The sequence below is a fragment of the Neorhodopirellula pilleata genome, assembly GCF_007859915.1.
Lineage (GTDB): Bacteria > Planctomycetota > Planctomycetia > Pirellulales > Pirellulaceae > Rhodopirellula > Rhodopirellula pilleata.
In genome coordinates, this window is sequence record NZ_SJPM01000041.1 from 1 (window position 1) to 18498 (window position 18498).

The following is an 18498-nucleotide window of genomic DNA, read 5'->3' on the forward strand; positions in this document are numbered from 1 at the left end:
CAGCTTGCCACGTTTACCGGTGGCTACCTTGGCAAAGGTTTCGCGTTCTTCGTCTGTCAGCTTGATACGATAGAGCTTGCGGTTTGACATTCGACCGTCCGTGGTCTCGGGGGAAGAGGGGCTTAAAGACCTTTTTCTACCCGAAAACCAAGCTGCGATGGAATACTAGTGCTTCGTCAAAATCAAATTTTTGGGTGAGCCGAACGCGCTAGCGTCGGGCGTTGAGCAATGCCCGCAGCTAGGGGCGTGTCGATTTAATCGTAACCCGAAGCGTGAGCGAGGGATTCATCACCATTAAGTCCTTTGTATGTATCCCTCGCTCACGCTTCGGGTTTCGATGAGGACTAAATCAACAGCCCGCTAGCGATGTCGGCTCACTTCGCTAACCCTAATTTTAGGGTTTGACGAAGCACTAGCCAATTAGTTCGTTCATTTGCATCAGGATGGAATCCGACAAGGGTTTCGCCCCGGCGACATCCCGGATTTGGTCGGGTCGGCGGGCGCCAACCAAGGCCGCCGTCACGCCGACTTGGGATAACGCCCACGATACCGAGAGCTCAGCGACCGTGATGTCTAACTCGGTCGCCAATTCGATGAGACCGTCAACGACGTCGTGCGCACGACGACGCGCATCACCTTGAAAGACCGCATATCCAGGTCGACTGTCGCCGGGAGCGAATTCATGGTCGCGGCCGATCTTGCCGGCCAAGAGTCCTTTCATCAAGGTCCAGTACACGAGTACGTCGCTTCCCGAAAGCGCCGCGTCGGCAATGACGTCGGAAAGATGATCGGTCTGCAGAAGATTCAACGGGCACTGAATCGCGTCGCATCGAACCACTTCGGCGAACCGTCGGCGTTGCTCGGCGGTGGCGTTGCACAAACCGATCCGATCAGCCAAGCCTTGCATTTGAAGATCACGAAGGGCTCGGGCGCTTTCTTGAATCGGTGTTTGGTCATCGACGCTGTGCAGCATCAACGTACCAAACTTAGAAATGCCGATTCGTGAAAGCGATTCTTCGGCGTCGCTTCGCAGCGTTTCCGGTCTTCCATCGATGACACGCTGACCATCGACATACCGCTGTCCCACCTTGCCGATGACGTGGAACCGAACCGGGTCGTCATCCTGGCCGAGAACCGATCCGAGATAGCGGTCGGATTCCCCGTCGAGCCCGTAGCCGTAAGCGGTGTCAAAGGTCGTGACACCGCATTCGATCGCAGTCTCGATCGTCGTGATCGCATCTTTCTCGGTGACGCCGATGGTGGTCACACCCGCGATCGGCCAAAGGCCAAGGATAACTTCTTTTCGAAACAAAGGTTCATTTCCCATCACACCATCGTAGCTGTCGTAGGCTGGGTGGAGGAGGGCCTTGACGACGAACACCCGGCAAACACCAGCCACCTGTCACCTGTCACTGGTCTGCCGGGTCTCCGCTATCGCTGCGACCCAGCCTACACGGGTGGGAGCTAAAACTTATAAAGCAGAAGAGCCGAGTAATAGAAATCGTTTGGTTCAGCACCTTGAGGCGTACTATCGTATCGGTCGGTAACGGAGAGTCGTAGTGAAAGGTTGTCTGAACTATCGAGCAACGTTTCCCACGCCAAATCGGTGACGATCCGGTAGTTGGCGAAATCATTCCACGCGGGGAAATAGTCCACTTTCGCTTTGATTTTTTGACGAGATGAAATCTGGTGATCGGCTTCGAGACCGAACACGGCTTCAGGGATCCAATCGTCGTCCGGAGATCCGATCTCCTTGGACGCACCGGCACCGAAACGGCTGACAAAGTTGGTCGTGTCGTTGCGAATCCAGTAGTATCCCAAGCCGCCGTTGAAGTTCAAACGTAGATCGAAGGCTTTGAATTCATCGAACTCCATGCCGAACTTGCCGAACGCCGACCAAGGCGACTCTTTGAACATTCGGTCGTAGTCCAAATTCAGTCGTCCGTTGTCTTCGGTCGTTTGATTGTTCGCACTGGCTTGTCGGTAGTCGATGTCTAGCGAGAGCGTGTAACGATCGGTTTTACGTTTCATCTCCAAACCCGTTTGGATCGCCAATGTGTCGGCGTTGCCGCTGCTGCCATCGAGCCCGAATTCAGCGTGATTGTCCCAACCATCGGTGACCCATCGCCAAGGTATCTCGTACCAGCGAACGACATCTTCTTGCAGGGGAGGTGCATCGAAAGTTTGGCCTTCGGATATCGCATTACCCATCGGCAGCGATTGCATCCCACTACCGATCGCCGGGGCGGTACCCGGACCATCGGTGAGAGGCAATGGCGCGTTCACGGCGGCGCGTTCAGCACCACCCGGAGCGACAACAGGCGATTCCAACGCAGCGTCGGACAACCCGAACTCGCGGCCCCATTGATCAATCGGTTCATTGAGCTGCAGCGGTGTCGACTGCGGTGTTGGCTGCGGAACCGCAGCGGCCGCAGAGGTCGGCGCCTTGGGCGGCGGCAGCGTTTCGTAACTGTTACCGTTCCAATTCGATTGACCACTTTTCCAGTCCTGACCATGGGCAGGCCCGGTGATAACGAACGTGAACAACGCGAGCAGGCCACCGCCGAGCAGCGTAAGCCGACCCGACCGGGTGAACAAAGAAAACAGATATTGATAGAACATGGATCTCCCCTAGCGAGTAAGCCTCGGTGTCCTACCACATTCGCCGCACGAGCAGGAAGATGAATTCCGTTCACGTTTGTCCATCAAAAGTCGAAACTGCTATAAAGGGCCTTTGGATCACCTCATGGCACCCTCATCCTTCCCATCGCAGGCACCACGGATGTCCTCTCCGTCGCCCCAATCGACGACTTCCCTCTCACCGGCAAGGACGCCCCGCCCGGTACGTCCGACCACGAACGATCCCGAGTCGCTGTTGTCGCGGTTTGGACTGCAGAGTTTTCGTGCCGGTCAACGAAGTGTTGTCGATGCACTCGCCGAAGGACATGATTGCTTATGCGTGATGCCAACAGGTGGGGGCAAGAGTCTTTGCTATCAATTGCCATCTTTGGCTCGCGAAGGAACCACGATCGTGGTTTCGCCATTGATCGCGTTGATGAAAGACCAGGTGGATACGCTCGTTTCGCGTGGCATCCGAGCGAAACTGATCAACAGTTCGCTGTCCCAGGGCCAGCAAGAATCGGTCATGGACGAAATGGCCGCCGGCAAGTTGGATTTGATCTACGTCGCGCCGGAACGGCTCCGCAACGGCCGCTTTCTCGAAGCGGTGGCCAAGGCGGACGTTTCGTTATTGGCCGTCGACGAGGCGCACTGTGTCAGCGAGTGGGGCCACGATTTTCGCCCGGACTATTCGCGGCTGGGACGATTTCGCGATCGCTACCTCGGCGGCGTGCAAACGATCGCGCTGACGGCAACGGCCACGCCGACGGTTCGTGACGACATCTGCGGGCTGTTGAACTTGGACGCCCCCAAGATTTTCGTAACCGGTTTCGCTCGCACCAATTTGAAGTTCGGCGTCGAATCTTGCAACAACGATACGGCTAAACAAACCGTCCTGCAAAACTACCTTCGTCATCGCGACGGTACCGGAATCATCTACGCGGCGACCCGCAAACGTTGTGAAGAGATCGCCGAATGGTTGCCAGAAAAAACCGGACGTAAGGTCGGCGTCTATCACGCGGGTCTGCATCCCGATGATCGCAAGCGAGTACAAGAGTCGTTCATGAAAGGCGAGCTTTCCGCGATCGTGGCGACCAACGCGTTCGGCATGGGCATCGACAAATCCGACATTCGCTTCGTCGTTCACTTCAACATTCCCGGATCACTCGAAGCGTATTATCAAGAAGCCGGTCGGGCCGGACGCGACGGGCAAATGAGCGAGTGCTTGTTGTTGTTCGCATATTTCGATCGCCAAATCCAAGAATTCTTTATCGAGAATCGCTACCCTTCCAAAGAGACCGTCAAGAAGGTCTATGAATTCTTGCTGTCGCGAACCGAAGACCCGATCGAGCTGACCTTGGATCAAGTCAAGGAAGCCATCCAAGTTCGCGACGGAACCGAAGCGATCAGCACATCGGAAACCCTGCTCGCCCGAGCCGGGGTTCTCAAACGCCTCGACGCGGGATCGAATCAAGCCGTCGTGCGAATCGATTCGGACGCGCCGACGATGCTGGATTTCTTACCTCGCGAAGCGAAGATCAAACGCAAGGTGATGGCCGCCGTCGAGAAGGTCGTCGGATCAAGACGCGGTGAGGACGTCTACGTGCGTCCGGATTACCTTGCCAAACTCGCCGGAATGGATCGTGCGAAAGTCAGCACGCAATTGCGAGAACTCACCAAGTTGCGCGCGTTCGACTATATCCCGCCGTTTCGCGGCCGGGCTGTTCACATTACCCGTCGAGACCTCCCGTTTGATCAATTGGAAATCGATTTCGACGAACTCGCCGTCCGAAAACAGGCCGAATACGACAAGCTCGAAGCAGTGATCGAATTTGCGCGAGCCTCGAAGTGCCGACAACGCGTGATTTTGGACTACTTTGGCGATCCGCTCGCCGAGGATTGCACGCGATGCGATCGCTGCGACCCGGTCGGTGGGAAACTGGTTCGTGATGGCGCCATGATCGTGGCGGGATCCGAAATCGGTTCCCCGTCAATGTCGATCAATTATCCCGACGTCGACCAACAGCATTTGCTCACGGCGATTCGCGTGATCCTATCAGGCGTCGTTCGAACGCACGGACGATTAGGCAAGAACCTGATCGCACAAATGTTGGCAGGATCGAAAAACAAAAAAATCACGCAGCTGAGACTCGATCGATTGAGCACTTACGGAATGCTCAGCGGATGCACGCAAACCGAATTGGCCGAGGCAATGGATGCACTGCTTAATGCCGGTTTGCTTGAACAAAAAGAAATCAGTGAACGCCGACCGACGATTCACATGACCGATTCGGGACGCCGCGTGATGAACCGCGCCGAGCCGTTGCCGTCGTCGTTTCAATTGAAACATCGCATGGCCAAGAAACTCGCCAAGCTTGCCGCATTGATCGAGTCCGGTGACGTCGACGGCGAAGAAGAACGAGGGGTACCGTCCGAATCCGTTGCCACCGGTCCGGCCCCGTCCCATGCGGTTGCCCCCAACGCCGATCCAGAATCGGAACGAACAGCCGAACCCGAGTCGGTTCCTGAATCGTCAGGCGTTGCGGCCTTGCAAGATTTACTGATCGAAGATCCAGACAAGGTTCTCACGCGAGAACTTGTCGACCGGATGAAGCGATTCCGCCGCAAACGATCGGCCGCGTTGGGCGTGTCGCCACACCGGATCCTAAGCGGGTCGACGATCGACCGCCTCGCTGAAATTCGCCCCGCCAACGCGACCCAACTGGAGACGGTGCCGGGGGTCAGCACGGAGTTCATGGAGGCCTACGGTAGCGATCTGCTGGACTTGATCGCCCAAACGATGTCAGAGCATGACAACACGGGAAAGTCCCTTGCGACCTCGAAGCTGACCGGCCAGAACTTGGAATCGACGACGGCCCCCGCAGCACTGCAACCACCACCTACACCGGAGCCGACTTCGTCAAATGCATCGTCCGTGACCGAATCATCTTCGACTCCACCAATCAGCTCAGCAGAGGCACCTACCCAGTCCGGTTATTGGACGTGGAAACTATGCCGAGACGGATACACCCTCGAACAAATCAGCGAAATCCGGGGCGTCCGCATCGAAGGGTTGATCGCGCATCTGGTCGCCGCCGCTCAAGCCGGCCACCGTGTCGAGCCCGCTTGGGGCGGCAGCCAAGAACGTACCCGAATGCTAGCCAAAGCCCTTTCGAACCTGGACACCGCCTAGCCTTCCGACTCTTTCTCAACAGCAATCAGCCGCAACGAGATAGCGTGCGGTTGTCACTGGGAACCGCACGCTATCGCGGTACGGCTGATTGCTAGTTCGAACCAATCTCACACGAGAATCCAACAATGAACAACGAACAAACCTTTCAATCACTCCGCGACCATCTGCGTCAAACTTCCCTGATCGAGGCGACCGCTGCCTTGGCCGAATGGGACGAACGCACTGGTATGCCCCGAGGCGCCGCCGATTTTCGCGCCGAACAGGTCGCTCACTTACGAGGCCTGGTTCACTCACGCAACACCGCACCGTGTCTGAGTGAGTGGCTCGATCAATTGGTCCAGTGGGACGAGGCATCCGACCCGCACAGCGACATCGGGGCGACGGTGCGTTTGGTCCGCAAGGATTTTGAAAAGCAAACGAAGCTCCCTCAACGACTCGTCGAAGCGGTGGCGTCGGCAACCGTGCGCGGCCAAGGCGTGTGGGACGCAGCCCGCAAGGCCGACGACTATTCCCTGTTCCAACCCGCACTCGACGAGATGATTGGTTTGCAACGCGAGGTCGGCCAGGCGATCGCTGAAGACGGCCAATCTGCCTACGAAGCGTTGCTCAACGAATACGAACCCGGAGCACGGGTGGCGTACTTGGTCGATGTCTTCGCCAGTTTGAGATCCGAACTCGTCGAACTGATCGGCGAGATTCAAACGTCTCCCCGCCAAGTCGATGATCGTTTGCTCAAGTTGGCCTACCCGATCGACGCCCAGCGGAAGTGGTCGCATGTATTGGCCGAAGCAATCGGGTTCGATTTCCAACGCGGTCGTCTCGACGAGACCTCACATCCATTTTGTACAACGCTCGGCCCGTCCGATTGCCGAATCTTGACGCGTTACGAATCGAACTGGTTACCCACGTCGATTTTTGGAACATTGCACGAGGCCGGACACGGGCTGTATGAACAAGGTTTGCCCGCCGATTGGTACGGCTTGCCGCCGGGCGCGTACGCTTCGCTAGGGATCCATGAATCTCAGTCGCGACTTTGGGAAAACCTGGTCGGACGATCGCACGCATTTTGGCAACATTTCGCACCTCAAATTCGAGACACTTTTCCGGGACAATTAGCGGATGTCTCGGTCGATCAGTTACACGCGATGTTCAATCGTGTGGAGCCGTCTTTGATTCGTGTCGAAGCGGATGAGGCTACTTACAACTTGCACATCATCGTCCGATTTGAACTGGAGCAAGCGTTGATGTCCGGTGACTTATCCACCGACGATCTACCGGTCGCATGGGCCGACCGATACGAACAAGTCATCGGCATCCGACCACCATCGGCGGCCGACGGTGTGTTGCAAGATGTGCACTGGAGTGCGGGCTTGTTTGGGTACTTTCCAACGTACACTTTAGGTAACTTGGTCTCGGCACAATTATTTGAGGCCGCTGATGAATCGCTCGGTGGAGTCGATCAACTCACCGCCAAGGGCGAGTTCGAACCACTGCTAACTTGGTTGCGAACCAACATCCATGCCCACGGTCGGAAGTATTCAGCCGATGAACTAGTCCAACGGGCGACCGGCAAGCCGTTGTCTGCCCGACCACTAATCAAAAGTCTGCGAGACCGTTACGCGCGGGTCTACGACTTAAGTTAGAATTCTTCCTCGATCGAGTCGGTGATGAATTTCACCGGACCGTCGCCCATCAAGACAAGACATCCGGGTCCCAGCCCCTCTCCCCGAAACGGGAGAGGCGAGACCGGATATCGGAGGTGACAACTCGCGCAATGGTGAATTGCCGCGATACCAAATTTTTGATGGTCCAGCCTTAGCGACCTGATCGTTGGCGACGGATCGCTTCGCTGACGCGTTGCAACAGATCGCGTTCGTCTCGGCTCAACGAATCCGGTCCCTGTTCGTGCAGGCGTTGCAAGATCTCGTCAACGCGGGCCGCGTCGCTCGCCTCGGCGCGCTCTGCCGCAACGGCGGCTTTCAACCGCGTGGTGCGATCGCGTTGCGATTTCATGTCTCGAATTGTTCGCCATGCCGCGATCGGATGAAGTGCATTGGCCAGCCGTCCGATCTCGCCGTTCTCCGACAAGGTCAGTGCGATCGCAAAGAGGTCTTCGTTTCGCGAGGAGGCAAACAACCACATCGACATCAACACCACGCCGGCGAACACGGGAAGCGGCTGTCCACCTGACTCGGTTGTAAAGCCCGCCAATCGAATTGCTAGAATTCCAACAATCAACGTCGAGAACGCGAAGCCGAGAACCCACCAGCGAACCCTCCGAGTACTCATCAACGCATCCGGCCCGATCGTAGCATCGCGGCGCTCGGCCGCATCGAACGACTCCCATGGCTCGAGCGATCTCGTATCGGACGATTGTTCCGCGGATAGCGTGGGGGACAACCAACCGAGAACCACCGACCATCCGACTCGGCCGAGCGATTGAGGCATTGGCAGCACCTGCCAAATCGCCTGCAAACCAAACATCCAGGCAGCCGCGACCCAAGGGCGATCGACCCCCGATTCCGATTGCCCGTCGACGATCAGGCATACCCAGGCCGCGACGCCGAGCGCCGCCAAAACGCTCGCCCACATCATCACCAATCGCGAAGCACCAGTGTCGATCCTAGGTACCGCCTGTTCGCGATCGGCCGGCGTGACGTCATCCAACGTCGGCTCTTCCGAAGGAGGAGCTGCCCAGATACCGCCGATGGTCAATGTGACCACATTCGTAGATGGCGCTCCGCGAGGTTTAAAACGGGAGGTTTCGTTTCGCCTGCGCCGTTGCCCGAACCAAAATTGGGCGATCAAACACTGCCCCATCAAACCCAATGCCCATACCGCCAAGAGCATGAAACTCGACTCGACCGCTCCCAAAGGAGCTTCGTCCGAAAGGAACGCCGGCACCGCAATCAACAACAAGATTGCCATTAACCCCAACGGCAAGGACATTGCCACGGACCAATCAATGGTTCGAGCAGGAAACAGCAGCCAACGCACCCCCCGTCCGAAACTGGCCGAGTTTCGAGACTTTGACAACCAATCACGCTGCGCCGAGCGACGTTTGCGGGCCGGATCAATAGGGGGCACTTCGGATCGAAGCCTTTGAAGAGACGCGAGATAGATAAATCAGCTTAGAGGATACGCAGTGGAGCAGGTTCGCGTTCGCAAGGCGGTCCGACAATGGCAAATGCCTTTACCGTGGGGCGATGCTTGCGGACGGCCAGACGTCGTTAGTGATTGGCGGACAACTACCGCTCACGTCGCGTGCAGATTCGGTTACACTCTGTCCATTCCAAGGATCCCTTTCCTAACTGTCAGAGGCGGACTGACGGGTGCGAGAAGATGTATATCGATGCAGTCCCAGTCACAATCGGGCAGCGCCGCGGCGGTTACGCCGTCCCAGCGTGAGCTGCCGCGTTTAACGCAGTACGAAACCGAAAACTTTTACGACGAGGTCGTCGACGACGACGGCGTCGCCCGCCCCGATTCGATCGCGCTGGTTGAGTTAATCAACCGCTTGCCGGTCGGCGAATTGATTCGCCGCCAAAAGGCGATCGAGCGATCGCTGTATCAAATGGGCATCACGTTCACCGTCTACAGCGACGAACAGGGCACCGAAAAGATCATGCCCTTCGACATCGTTCCTCGAATCCTTTCGGCGAACGTTTGGACGGACGTTGAATCCGGTTTGAAGCAACGCATCCGGGCGCTAAACCGATTCCTTTCGGACGTTTACAACGAGCGTGCGATCATCAACGAAGGCATCATCCCGGCGGAGATCGTTGACTCCTGCCCGCACTACTTGCCCGAGTGCATGGGTTTGAAACCGCCATGGGACGTATGGTGCCACATCACCGGCACGGACTTGGTTCGCGACAATCGAGGGGACGTGTTTGTCCTCGAAGATAACTTACGTTGTCCCTCGGGGGTCTCGTATGTGCTTCAAAACCGTTCGGTGATGAAAAAGAACTTTCCTCGCGCGTTTGCCGATTCATTGGTGCGACCGGTCAACGATTATCCGTCGCGCTTGTATCAAATGCTACGACGGATGGCTCCCGATGACCTGCCCAATCCGACCGTCGTGGTCTTGACCCCGGGTGTCTACAACAGCGCTTACTACGAACATTCCTACTTGGCCCATCAAATGGGCGTGGAGTTGGTCGAGGGACGCGACCTCTTGGTCGAAGGTGATCGCGTCTTCATGCGGACGACGGACGGACTGCAATCCGTTGATGTGATTTATCGCCGCGTCGACGACACGTTCTTGGATCCGGAAGTCTTTAACAAAAAATCCGTGCTCGGAGTCCCCGGTTTGATGAGGGCCTACCGCGCCGGTAACGTCGCGTTAGCCAACGCACCGGGTACCGGCGTAGCAGACGACAAAGTCGTTTACGCGTTTGTTCCCGAGATGATTCGCTATTACCTCGGCGAAGAACCGATCCTCAACAACGTGCCGACGTACCTTTGCCAACGCGAGGAAGACCGCAAATATGTGTTGGCTAATCTGGACCAGTTGGTCGTCAAGGCGGCCGGCGAATCGGGCGGTTACGGGATCTTGATCGGACCGCACGCGACGAAAGAACAACGAGCGGAATTCGCCCAGAAAATCGAAGAGAACCCTCGCAACTACGTCGCCCAACCGACACTGCAACTCTCCCGCGTGCCCACGATGGTCGGCGATCATCTCGAAGGTCGGCACGTCGATTTGCGACCTTATATTCTCTGCGAAGGCCCCGACGATGTTTACGTCTTACCCGGTGGTTTGACACGAGTTGCCCTGAAGAAAGGGTCACTCGTCGTCAACTCGTCCCAGGGCGGCGGCAGCAAAGATACCTGGGTCGTCGCCAGCCCCGGCCAAATCGTCGCGCGTCCTTAGCTCACCCTCGCCAAACCGTCCATTCCCAGCTCATCAGAAAACCTAAACCTAAACCTAAACCTCAACTTAAACACAAACCCGAGTACTCATCCCAAGAACATCACCCGCTGCAATATCAGCCGCAACGCGCTGGCGTGCTGTTGATTTTGTGAGCCGACGGCGTTAGCCGCGGGCCTTGCGGTGAATGATCCGCCTTGAGAAGCCCGTGGCTAGCGGGCTGTTGATTTAATCGTAACCCGAAGCGTCAGCGAGGGACACATACAAACGCCTTAATGGCGCTTAATCCCTCGCTCACGCTTCGGGTTACGATTTAATCAACACGCCCCTAGCGTGTTGCGGCTGATTACGAGCCGCAGTTGACGTTTAAGTTTAAGTTGACGTTTAAGTTTAAGTTTAAGTATTTTAAAAAACTCGCAACTCGCCCCTCGCTACTCACCACTCCATGCTTTCCCGCGTCGCTGAATCAATCTACTGGATGGGTCGTCAAATCGAACGAGCCGAGAACCATGCCCGGTTCTTAGAAGTCACTCTCAACCTCATTCTCGATCAACCAGAAAACCTGGTGGACCCATGGGACCCGCTGGTCCGAGTCACCGGGGACGAAGAATGGTTCAAAAAGAAGTACGGTTTACCCAACCAAGAAACCGTCGTTCAGTTTTTAGCATTCGACGAAGAGTACCCGCACTCGATGGTCACGTGCTTGCGAGCGGCTCGAGAAAACGCCCGCGGCGTGCGGGAAAAACTCTCGTCGGAAGCCTTTGAACAAATCAACGAGTTTTATCACTTCGTCAATGACGCCTCCTGCAACGAATCGTTGGATCGAAACAGCCAATTCTTCGACGAGATCCGCAAGCAGACGTTGCTATGGAGCGGGATCTTAACCAGCACGATGGCCCAAGACACCGGCTGGCACTTCGCGAACCTGGGCCGGATGCTCGAGCGAGCCGATAAGACATCTCGCATTTTGGACGTCAAGTATTTCAATCTCTTGCTCAGCGTCGAGCACGTCGGCACGGCGATCGACGATTTGCAGTGGTCCGCCTTGTTGCTAGCGATCAGCGGTTTCGAAGCTTACCGCCGTGACCACCACTCGATCGATCTGAACAACGTCGTTCGGTTCTTCTTGTTTCATCGCGCGTTCCCACGATCGGTACTGCACTGCGTCGCCTCGGCGGGCTGGTCCCTTGATGAGATCGACAAAGCGTCCCTTCAAGGAACGCAACGGGCATCGAGCAAACAAGTCGACGCGCTCAAGCACCGTCTATCGTTCACCGAGGTCGAAGAGGTCCTCGCCGGCGGGATGCACGAGTTCGTCGACGGCCTGCAACAAGAACTCAACGCGATCGGCGACACCCTCGGCCAAGATTACTTCCAAGCGGCCGCTACGACTTCAGTTACTTTAACCGATTAGTCGGAAAGCTTGCCGATCGTAGCGATAGTCGCTACTAGCCCTAGCCGCGTGCCCTTTAACGCATCCATTGAAAAACAGCTCATGACCATTCGCGTTGCTCTGCATCACAAAACGTCTTATCAATACGACCGACTCGTGCATCTTGGTCCGCAAGTCGTTCGATTGCGGCCCGCTTACCACGGTCGAACACCGATCCAGTCCTATCAAATGACGGTCTCGCCGGAGAACCATTTTGTGAACTGGCAACAGGATCCGTTCGCCAACCCGGTGGCGCGGTTGGTATTCGAAAAACCCGTCAATCATCTGAGCGTGACGGTCGATCTGGTCGCCGACATGACGGTAATCAATCCTTTCGAATTCTTCGTCGATTCATCGGCGGAGAGTTGGCCGTTCGAATACGACGCCGACACGAAAAAACAATTGATCCCGTATCTCGAACCGGGACCGATGTCGCCGGCGCTACAGACCTGGATCGATACGCTCCCTAAGACCAGCGACCGAACGATCGATTTTTGCGTCGACGTCAATCGATTGGCGCAGCAACGCGTCGACTACAAGATTCGACTCGAGCCCGGCGTCCAAACTCCCGAAGAAACGTTAACACTCAACAGCGGTTCGTGCCGTGACTCGGCTTGGATGCTCGTCGACGCATTTCGCCACATGGGGATGGCGGCGAGGTTCGTATCGGGATACTTGATCCAGCTAGCCGCCGACCAAGAATCACTCGACGGGCCGTCTGGACCGACTGAGGATTTCTGTGACCTGCACGCCTGGACGGAAGTCTTCCTTCCTGGAGCCGGTTGGGTCGGGTTGGACCCGACCAGCGGTCTGCTCGCCGGTGAAGGACACATCCCGCTGGCCTGCACGCCGAATTATTCCGGAGCCGCCCCGATCACAGGCGGGCATGAAGTGTGCGAAGTCGAATTCGAACACGAGATGTCCGTTACGCGAGTTCACGAAGACCCACGGGTTACCAAACCGTACACCGAAACCGTCTGGAAAGAAATCTTACAGACCGGGGACACCGTCGACGAAATGCTCCAGGAAAACGACGTTCGTCTGACGATGGGCGGCGAACCGACATTCGTTTCGATCGACGACATGGACCATCCGCAGTGGAACACCGACGCGGTCGGCGAAGACAAACGAGTTCTCAGCAACGTCGTGCTGAAACGATTCCGCGCCAAGTTGACCGAGACCGAGCAAATCGGCCGCGGCAGTTTGCTGCACTACGGACAAGGCAAATGGTACCCCGGCGAACAATTGCCTCGTTGGGCGTTGACCTGCTTATGGCGACGCGACGGTGAACCGATTTGGCACGACGAACAATGGCTTGCCGATGAAGGCAAGGACTACAAGCACACCCACGAAGACGCGCAAAAATTCATTCGTAGTTTGTCCCGGGAACTGGGCATCAGTGCCAAGATGACCTTCCCGGTTCACGAGGACATCTTTCATTACCTTTGGAAAGAAGATCGCTTGCCGGTCGATATCGATCCGGCGGACCCGCGTCTGAACGACCCCAATGAACGCGCCATGTTGATGCGGACGTTCGGCAATGGCTTGGGAACCCCGGTCGGGTATGTGCTTCCGCTCCGCCGCGCTTGGTGGCAAGCTCAACCGGGTTGGATCGGCGGGACTTGGCCGGTTCGTGGGGGCAAACTGTATCTGATCCCCGGTGAATCGCCGATCGGATTGCGGTTGCCGTTGGACCGACTGCCGGCCGCTTCGTTCAGTTCGGCGCCGTTCTACACCACCCCGGCGGATCCGACGATGCCGCACGGACCGCTGCAAACGACCCGCTTTCAAACCGCCGCAATGCCGCGGGGGAACGAAGCCTACGTCGCGGCCAGCCAAGGCGGTACCGGTGGCGGGGCGGCAGGACGATTCGATCGCCCCGATATTCCCACCACTCCGGTCAATCAACAAACTCTCGACGACGAAGATGACGACGACTTGCCGACCAGTGACACGATCGTTCACACGGCGTTGTGCGTCGAAGCAAGGTTCGGGCGGTTGCACGTATTCATGCCTCCGGCACAGCGATTGGAAGATTACCTCGATCTGGTTTCCGCCGTCGAACAGACCTGCGTGAACACGAACTTACCCGTGATCGTCGAAGGCTACCTGCCGCCGCCGGACGAACGGATCGATCTGTTCAAGGTCACGCCCGATCCCGGCGTGATCGAAATCAACACTCAACCGTCGGCGACGTGGCGTTCGCTCGTTCAATTGACCGAGACGCTTTACGAAGAAGCCCGGCTTTCTCGTTTAGGAACTGAAAAATTTGATCTCGACGGGCATCACACCGGAACCGGTGGCGGTAACCACGTCGTGCTCGGGGGAGCCAAGCCGGCCGACAGCCCGTTCCTGCGACGTCCCGATGTCTTGGGCAGCATGATTCGTTTTTGGCACAACCATCCTTCGTTGGCGTATCTGTTTAGCGGAAAGTTCATCGGCCCGACCAGCCAAGCGCCGCGGATGGACGAGGCTCGTCCGGACTCGGTTTACGAAATGGAGATCGCGTTGGCTCAGATGCCGCCGGTCGGCTCGGACGTGCCACCGTGGTTGGTGGACCGATTGTTCCGCGACCTTCTCGTCGATCTGACGGGCAATACCCATCGTGCTGAAATCTGCATCGACAAGTTGTACTCACCGGACAGCTCGACCGGGCGATTGGGCCTGGTCGAATTGCGTGGGTTTGAAATGCCGCCGCATTCACAAATGAGTTTGACGCAGCAACTGCTCATCCGCGCCTGCGTGGCCGCGTTCTGGAAGACGCCCTACGATCAGCCGCTGAAGACTTGGGGGCCGATGCTTTACGACCGGTTCCTGTTGCCTTATTTCGTTTGGCAAGACTTGCAGGACTTGTGCGGCGAGCTGACGCGATTGGGCATTCCGATCAACGGCGATTGGTTCGCCCCCCACCACGAGTTTCGCTTTCCGATCATGGGCGAATTGATCGTCGACGGAGTGAAGATCGAGCTCCGCAGCGCGATCGAGCCTTGGTACGTGATGGGCGAAGAGCCCGGGATCAGTGGCACGTCGCGGTTCGTCGACTCCTCGCTTGAACGATTGCAAATCTTGGTCGAGGGCATGGATCCGGATCGCTACGCGATCACCTGTTTCGGCCATCGCGTGCCGCTGCACCGCACCGGCGTGACCGGTCAAGCGGTCGCGGGATTGCGATATCGGGCTTGGCAACCTCCACGTTGTCTGCACCCGACGATCGGCATCCACACACCGCTCCAAATCGACCTCGTCGACATCAAAGCCCGCCGCAGCGTGGGGGGGTGCACGTACCATGCGGTTCATCCCGGCGGCGTCTGCTCGGATAACTTTCCGATCAACGCGAAAGAGGCCGAGTCCCGCCGAGCGGCGAGATTTGATGCCTTTACGATGACCGGAGGCGAAATTCAGGTCCCCAATCTGCCGCCACGAACGGGCAACGAACCCTACCCGGTTACGATGGATTTGCGTCGGCTATAATCAACGTTCCCCGCCCCTCGACCGGAATGAATTGATTTGACGACCACCGCCGCCGCCCCCGCTCTGTCGCTCCTGAACTACCAGAAGTTGGCGGGGTCCTACGACGAATGCCGCAATGATGACGGGCAGATTCGCCCGCACTGGTTCGCCATCGAACAAACCCTCAACCGGATCGGTGCCAGCGGTCTGATCGATCGGACGGAGCAGATCGAACAATTGATCCGTGAAAACGGGCTGACGTTTCAGGTCGATACCAAACAACCGTTTATCGACGGCGTCGGCGGAGAGCTATCACCCGGCGGACTTTCGGCCAATCAAACCGGCGGAAAGCTGCAGATCGAACCCTCGCGGCCCTGGCAACTCGCGACGGTTCCGATTCCCTTCGCTGATCGCGATTGGCAAACCCTGTCGAGCGGCTTGAGCCAACGGGTGCGTTTGCTCGAAGCCGTCTTGGCGGATTTGTTAGGGCCACAAAACCTGATCAACGAAAGGATCATTCCCGCCGAATTACTGTGGAGCAACCCTCGGTTCTATCGCGCCTACCACCGATTGGAGGAACGCCGCCGGATGATCGATCCCGGGCAGGCCAATCCAACCACCCGCGCCCATGCTCCCGTAACCCGCTCGGGACCGGACGGGCCGATGCACTTTGATCCGATGGCCAATTATCCGATCCAACGGTTGCATGTCACGGCGTTCGACGTCGTTCGCGGCCAACGCGGTCGATGGTGGGTAACAGGCGATCGTACCCGTGCGCCGAGCGGATTGGGATATCTGCTCGAAAACCGGATCGTGCTCAGTCGGGCGTTGCCCCACTTGCATCGTCGTGCCAATGTCCGACGGTTGGCTCCGTTTTTCGAATCGCTGCGTAGTCATTTTCGTTCTCTGGCTCCGCGTTTGCGAGAGAATCCACGGATCGCATTGCTAACGCCCGGACCGGGCAGCTATCGCGAATTTGAAGACGCGTACTTGGCTCGTTATCTCGGTTACACCTTGGTTCAAGGCCGCGACTTGGCGGTACGTGGGCAACGATTGAACCTGAAAACGCTCGGCGGCCTGTTGCCGATCGAAGTCCTCTGGCGACATATCTCCGATCGCAAGTGCGACTCCTTGGAACTTGACCCGACTTCGCATGAGGGTTGCACGGGATTGCTGCAGATGATTCGCGAGCGACACGTTGCCGTTGTCAATTCGATGGGCACGGCGCTGGCCGAGATGCCCGCGTTGCTACCGTTCTTGCAAGCGTCGTCGAAACGTTTGCTCGGCGAAGAAATGTTACTACCCAGCGTCGCGACCTATTGGTGCGGTCACGAAGGCCCGCGTCAATTCGTACTCGATAATCTCGATCGCTTGATCATTCGCAGTGCCTACGCGATCAACGACACCCATCCGTCAGTGCCTGAAACGCGAACCGCCGAACAACGCGACGACATCATTCGGCGGATCAAGGCTGACCCGTGTCGGTTCGTCGGTCAAGAACAGCTTTCGCACAGCCAAACGCCGGTTTGGGTGGAAGGCAAGCTGAAGCCCTGGTACTTGACGCTGCGATCGTTTCAGTTGCAAACGCCAACCGGGATCGAGGTGTTGCCGGGAGGACTCGCCCGAGTCAGCCCCAAGCCGGACTTGCTAGGAAAATCACCGACGAGCGGTCAATTGACTCAGGATTGCTGGGTCATCAGCGATACACCGGTCGATCACGAAGTCACGTTGTTGTCTCCTGAATCGGAAATCGTTCAGCTTCGTCGCAGCGGTTCGGAATTGCCCAGTCGCGTAGCCGAACATTTGTTTTGGCTGGGACGATATGTCGAGCGATGCGAATCGATCGCTAGGTTGTTGCGAACGACGCTCACGCGGCTGGCCGGCGAAGACGAATACAACGAGATGTCGGAGATGCCGCGGCTGGTCAAAGCGCTCGCCGCGATGGGGCAACTCGAACCCGACTACGCGATCGAAGGACTCGACGGCGCGATGCCACGATTGGACATGATGTTACCGGCGAGCGTCTTCGATACGTCGACGTCGCGTGGATTGCAATCCGCCGCCGTCGGTGCGTTGCGGAACGCAACCGCCGTTCGCGACCGGATTTCGCTCGATGCTTACCGCATTTTTCGCAGTTTGCACACCGAGATCGTCGTCAAACCACGGCCTCGCGGCGCGAACGTGATCGCAGCCATCGAACGGCTTAACCACTCGATCACATTGTTGCTTGGATTCAGCGGTTTGGCGGCGGAGAGTTTGACCCGCACCCACGGCTGGCGATTCGTTTTGCTCGGCCGGCGGATCGAACGAGCGCACCAAACGGCTGAACTCTTGTCGGCCGGATTGGTCAAGCCGATGAACAATGAAAGCGAGTTGTGCGAAGCGATTCTCGACGCGACGGATAGTTTAATGACGTACCGTTCTCGCTATCTCGCCATCGTTCAACCCGCCGCGACGATCGACTTGCTCGTCACGGACGAATCCAACCCACGATCGCTGCGGTTTCAATTACAGGATATTGAAAAGGTACTTGTCGACCTTCCGACCGCGTCGCATCAAGTCGGTCTGGGCGAAGACGAACGACTCGCGGCCGATTTGATGAGGCAGCTACTTGTTTGCGACGCGATCGAGTTATCGCGATTGGACGAAAAAGGGAACCGAAAACAGTTGGCCGAACTGCTCGACGCCGTCTGCGAAGGGATGCCCAAACTCGCAACCGCGATCGAAGCCCGTTACCTGATTCACACTTCCCAAACGCAGTCGCTTACCGGCGAACAAATCAACGCCCCTGCGGCAACGTGATCCTAGCCCGGATTATTCATCAGCATTGAACGAAAAGAGCCTTGCGTGCGTCCAAGTTGTTATCTGACGACAACTTAGGAAAAACACGAAGGCTCTTTCACATGATACGCGATGCACAAACGGCTTTGT

At 57.2% G+C, this 18498-nt stretch carries 9 protein-coding genes; 6 read left to right on the forward strand and 3 right to left on the reverse strand.

The window, feature by feature from the left end:
- Positions 1-412: 412 nt before the first annotated feature.
- Together Pla100_RS29460 and Pla100_RS29465 are read right to left on the reverse strand one after the other, a co-directional pair.
- Positions 413-1327 carry an aldo/keto reductase gene (locus Pla100_RS29460; RefSeq protein ID WP_146582839.1) on the reverse strand — a complete coding sequence of 305 codons (915 nt, stop codon included), beginning with the start codon at positions 1325-1327 and terminating at the stop codon, positions 413-415.
- A gap of 137 nt (positions 1328-1464) precedes the next feature.
- A complete protein-coding gene (locus Pla100_RS29465) occupies positions 1465-2622 on the reverse strand; it encodes a DUF481 domain-containing protein (protein WP_146582840.1) in 1158 nt (385 codons plus the stop codon).
- 124 nt (positions 2623-2746) lie between these two features.
- On the opposite strand from Pla100_RS29465, the gene Pla100_RS29470 reads away from it, so the two are divergent.
- Positions 2747-5812 carry an ATP-dependent DNA helicase RecQ gene (locus Pla100_RS29470; RefSeq protein WP_146582842.1) on the forward strand — a complete coding sequence of 1022 codons (3066 nt, stop codon included), beginning with the start codon at positions 2747-2749 and terminating at the stop codon, positions 5810-5812.
- Positions 5813-5937: 125 nt separating this feature from the next.
- Positions 5938-7455 (forward strand): carboxypeptidase M32, encoded by a 1518-nt coding sequence (locus tag Pla100_RS29475; protein WP_146582843.1) that lies wholly within the window; start codon positions 5938-5940, stop codon positions 7453-7455.
- 172 nt (positions 7456-7627) lie between these two features.
- Here the strand turns inward: Pla100_RS29475 and Pla100_RS29480 are convergent, their stop codons facing one another.
- A complete protein-coding gene (locus Pla100_RS29480; RefSeq protein ID WP_197168340.1) occupies positions 7628-8761 on the reverse strand; it encodes a hypothetical protein in 1134 nt (377 codons plus the stop codon).
- A 403-nt stretch (positions 8762-9164) separates the two neighbouring features.
- Between Pla100_RS29480 and Pla100_RS29485 the strand changes: the two genes are divergently transcribed.
- The 4 genes from Pla100_RS29485 (at position 9165) to Pla100_RS29500 (ending at position 18369) form a co-directional block, all read left to right on the forward strand.
- Positions 9165-10688, forward strand: coding sequence for a circularly permuted type 2 ATP-grasp protein (locus Pla100_RS29485; protein ID WP_146582847.1), 1524 nt, complete (start codon positions 9165-9167; stop codon positions 10686-10688).
- A 442-nt stretch (positions 10689-11130) separates the two neighbouring features.
- Positions 11131-12099, forward strand: coding sequence for an alpha-E domain-containing protein (locus Pla100_RS29490; RefSeq protein ID WP_146582849.1), 969 nt, complete (start codon positions 11131-11133; stop codon positions 12097-12099).
- Positions 12100-12180: 81 nt separating this feature from the next.
- The gene (locus Pla100_RS29495) at positions 12181-15588 is read left to right on the forward strand and encodes a transglutaminase family protein (protein ID WP_146582851.1); all 3408 of its coding nucleotides are present in this window, start codon (positions 12181-12183) and stop codon (positions 15586-15588) included.
- Positions 15589-15624: 36 nt separating this feature from the next.
- Complete coding sequence (locus tag Pla100_RS29500) at positions 15625-18369, forward strand: circularly permuted type 2 ATP-grasp protein (protein WP_146582853.1); 2745 nt, start codon at positions 15625-15627, stop codon at positions 18367-18369.
- Positions 18370-18498: the final 129 nt, after the last annotated feature.

What these genes read in the sequence shown, in the direction of transcription:
- Pla100_RS29495 (WP_146582851.1), top strand. Translation starts at nt 12,181, where the DNA reads ATGACCATTCGCGTTGCTCTGCATCACAAAACGTCTTATCAATACGAC.
- Pla100_RS29465 (WP_146582840.1), bottom strand. Translation starts at nt 2,622, where the DNA reads ATGTTCTATCAATATCTGTTTTCTTTGTTCACCCGGTCGGGTCGGCTT.
- Pla100_RS29485 (WP_146582847.1), top strand. Translation starts at nt 9,165, where the DNA reads ATGCAGTCCCAGTCACAATCGGGCAGCGCCGCGGCGGTTACGCCGTCC.
- Pla100_RS29470 (WP_146582842.1), top strand. Translation starts at nt 2,747, where the DNA reads ATGGCACCCTCATCCTTCCCATCGCAGGCACCACGGATGTCCTCTCCG.
- Pla100_RS29490 (WP_146582849.1), top strand. Translation starts at nt 11,131, where the DNA reads ATGCTTTCCCGCGTCGCTGAATCAATCTACTGGATGGGTCGTCAAATC.
- Pla100_RS29480 (WP_197168340.1), bottom strand. Translation starts at nt 8,761, where the DNA reads ATGTCCTTGCCGTTGGGGTTAATGGCAATCTTGTTGTTGATTGCGGTG.
- Pla100_RS29460 (WP_146582839.1), bottom strand. Translation starts at nt 1,327, where the DNA reads ATGGGAAATGAACCTTTGTTTCGAAAAGAAGTTATCCTTGGCCTTTGG.
- Pla100_RS29475 (WP_146582843.1), top strand. Translation starts at nt 5,938, where the DNA reads ATGAACAACGAACAAACCTTTCAATCACTCCGCGACCATCTGCGTCAA.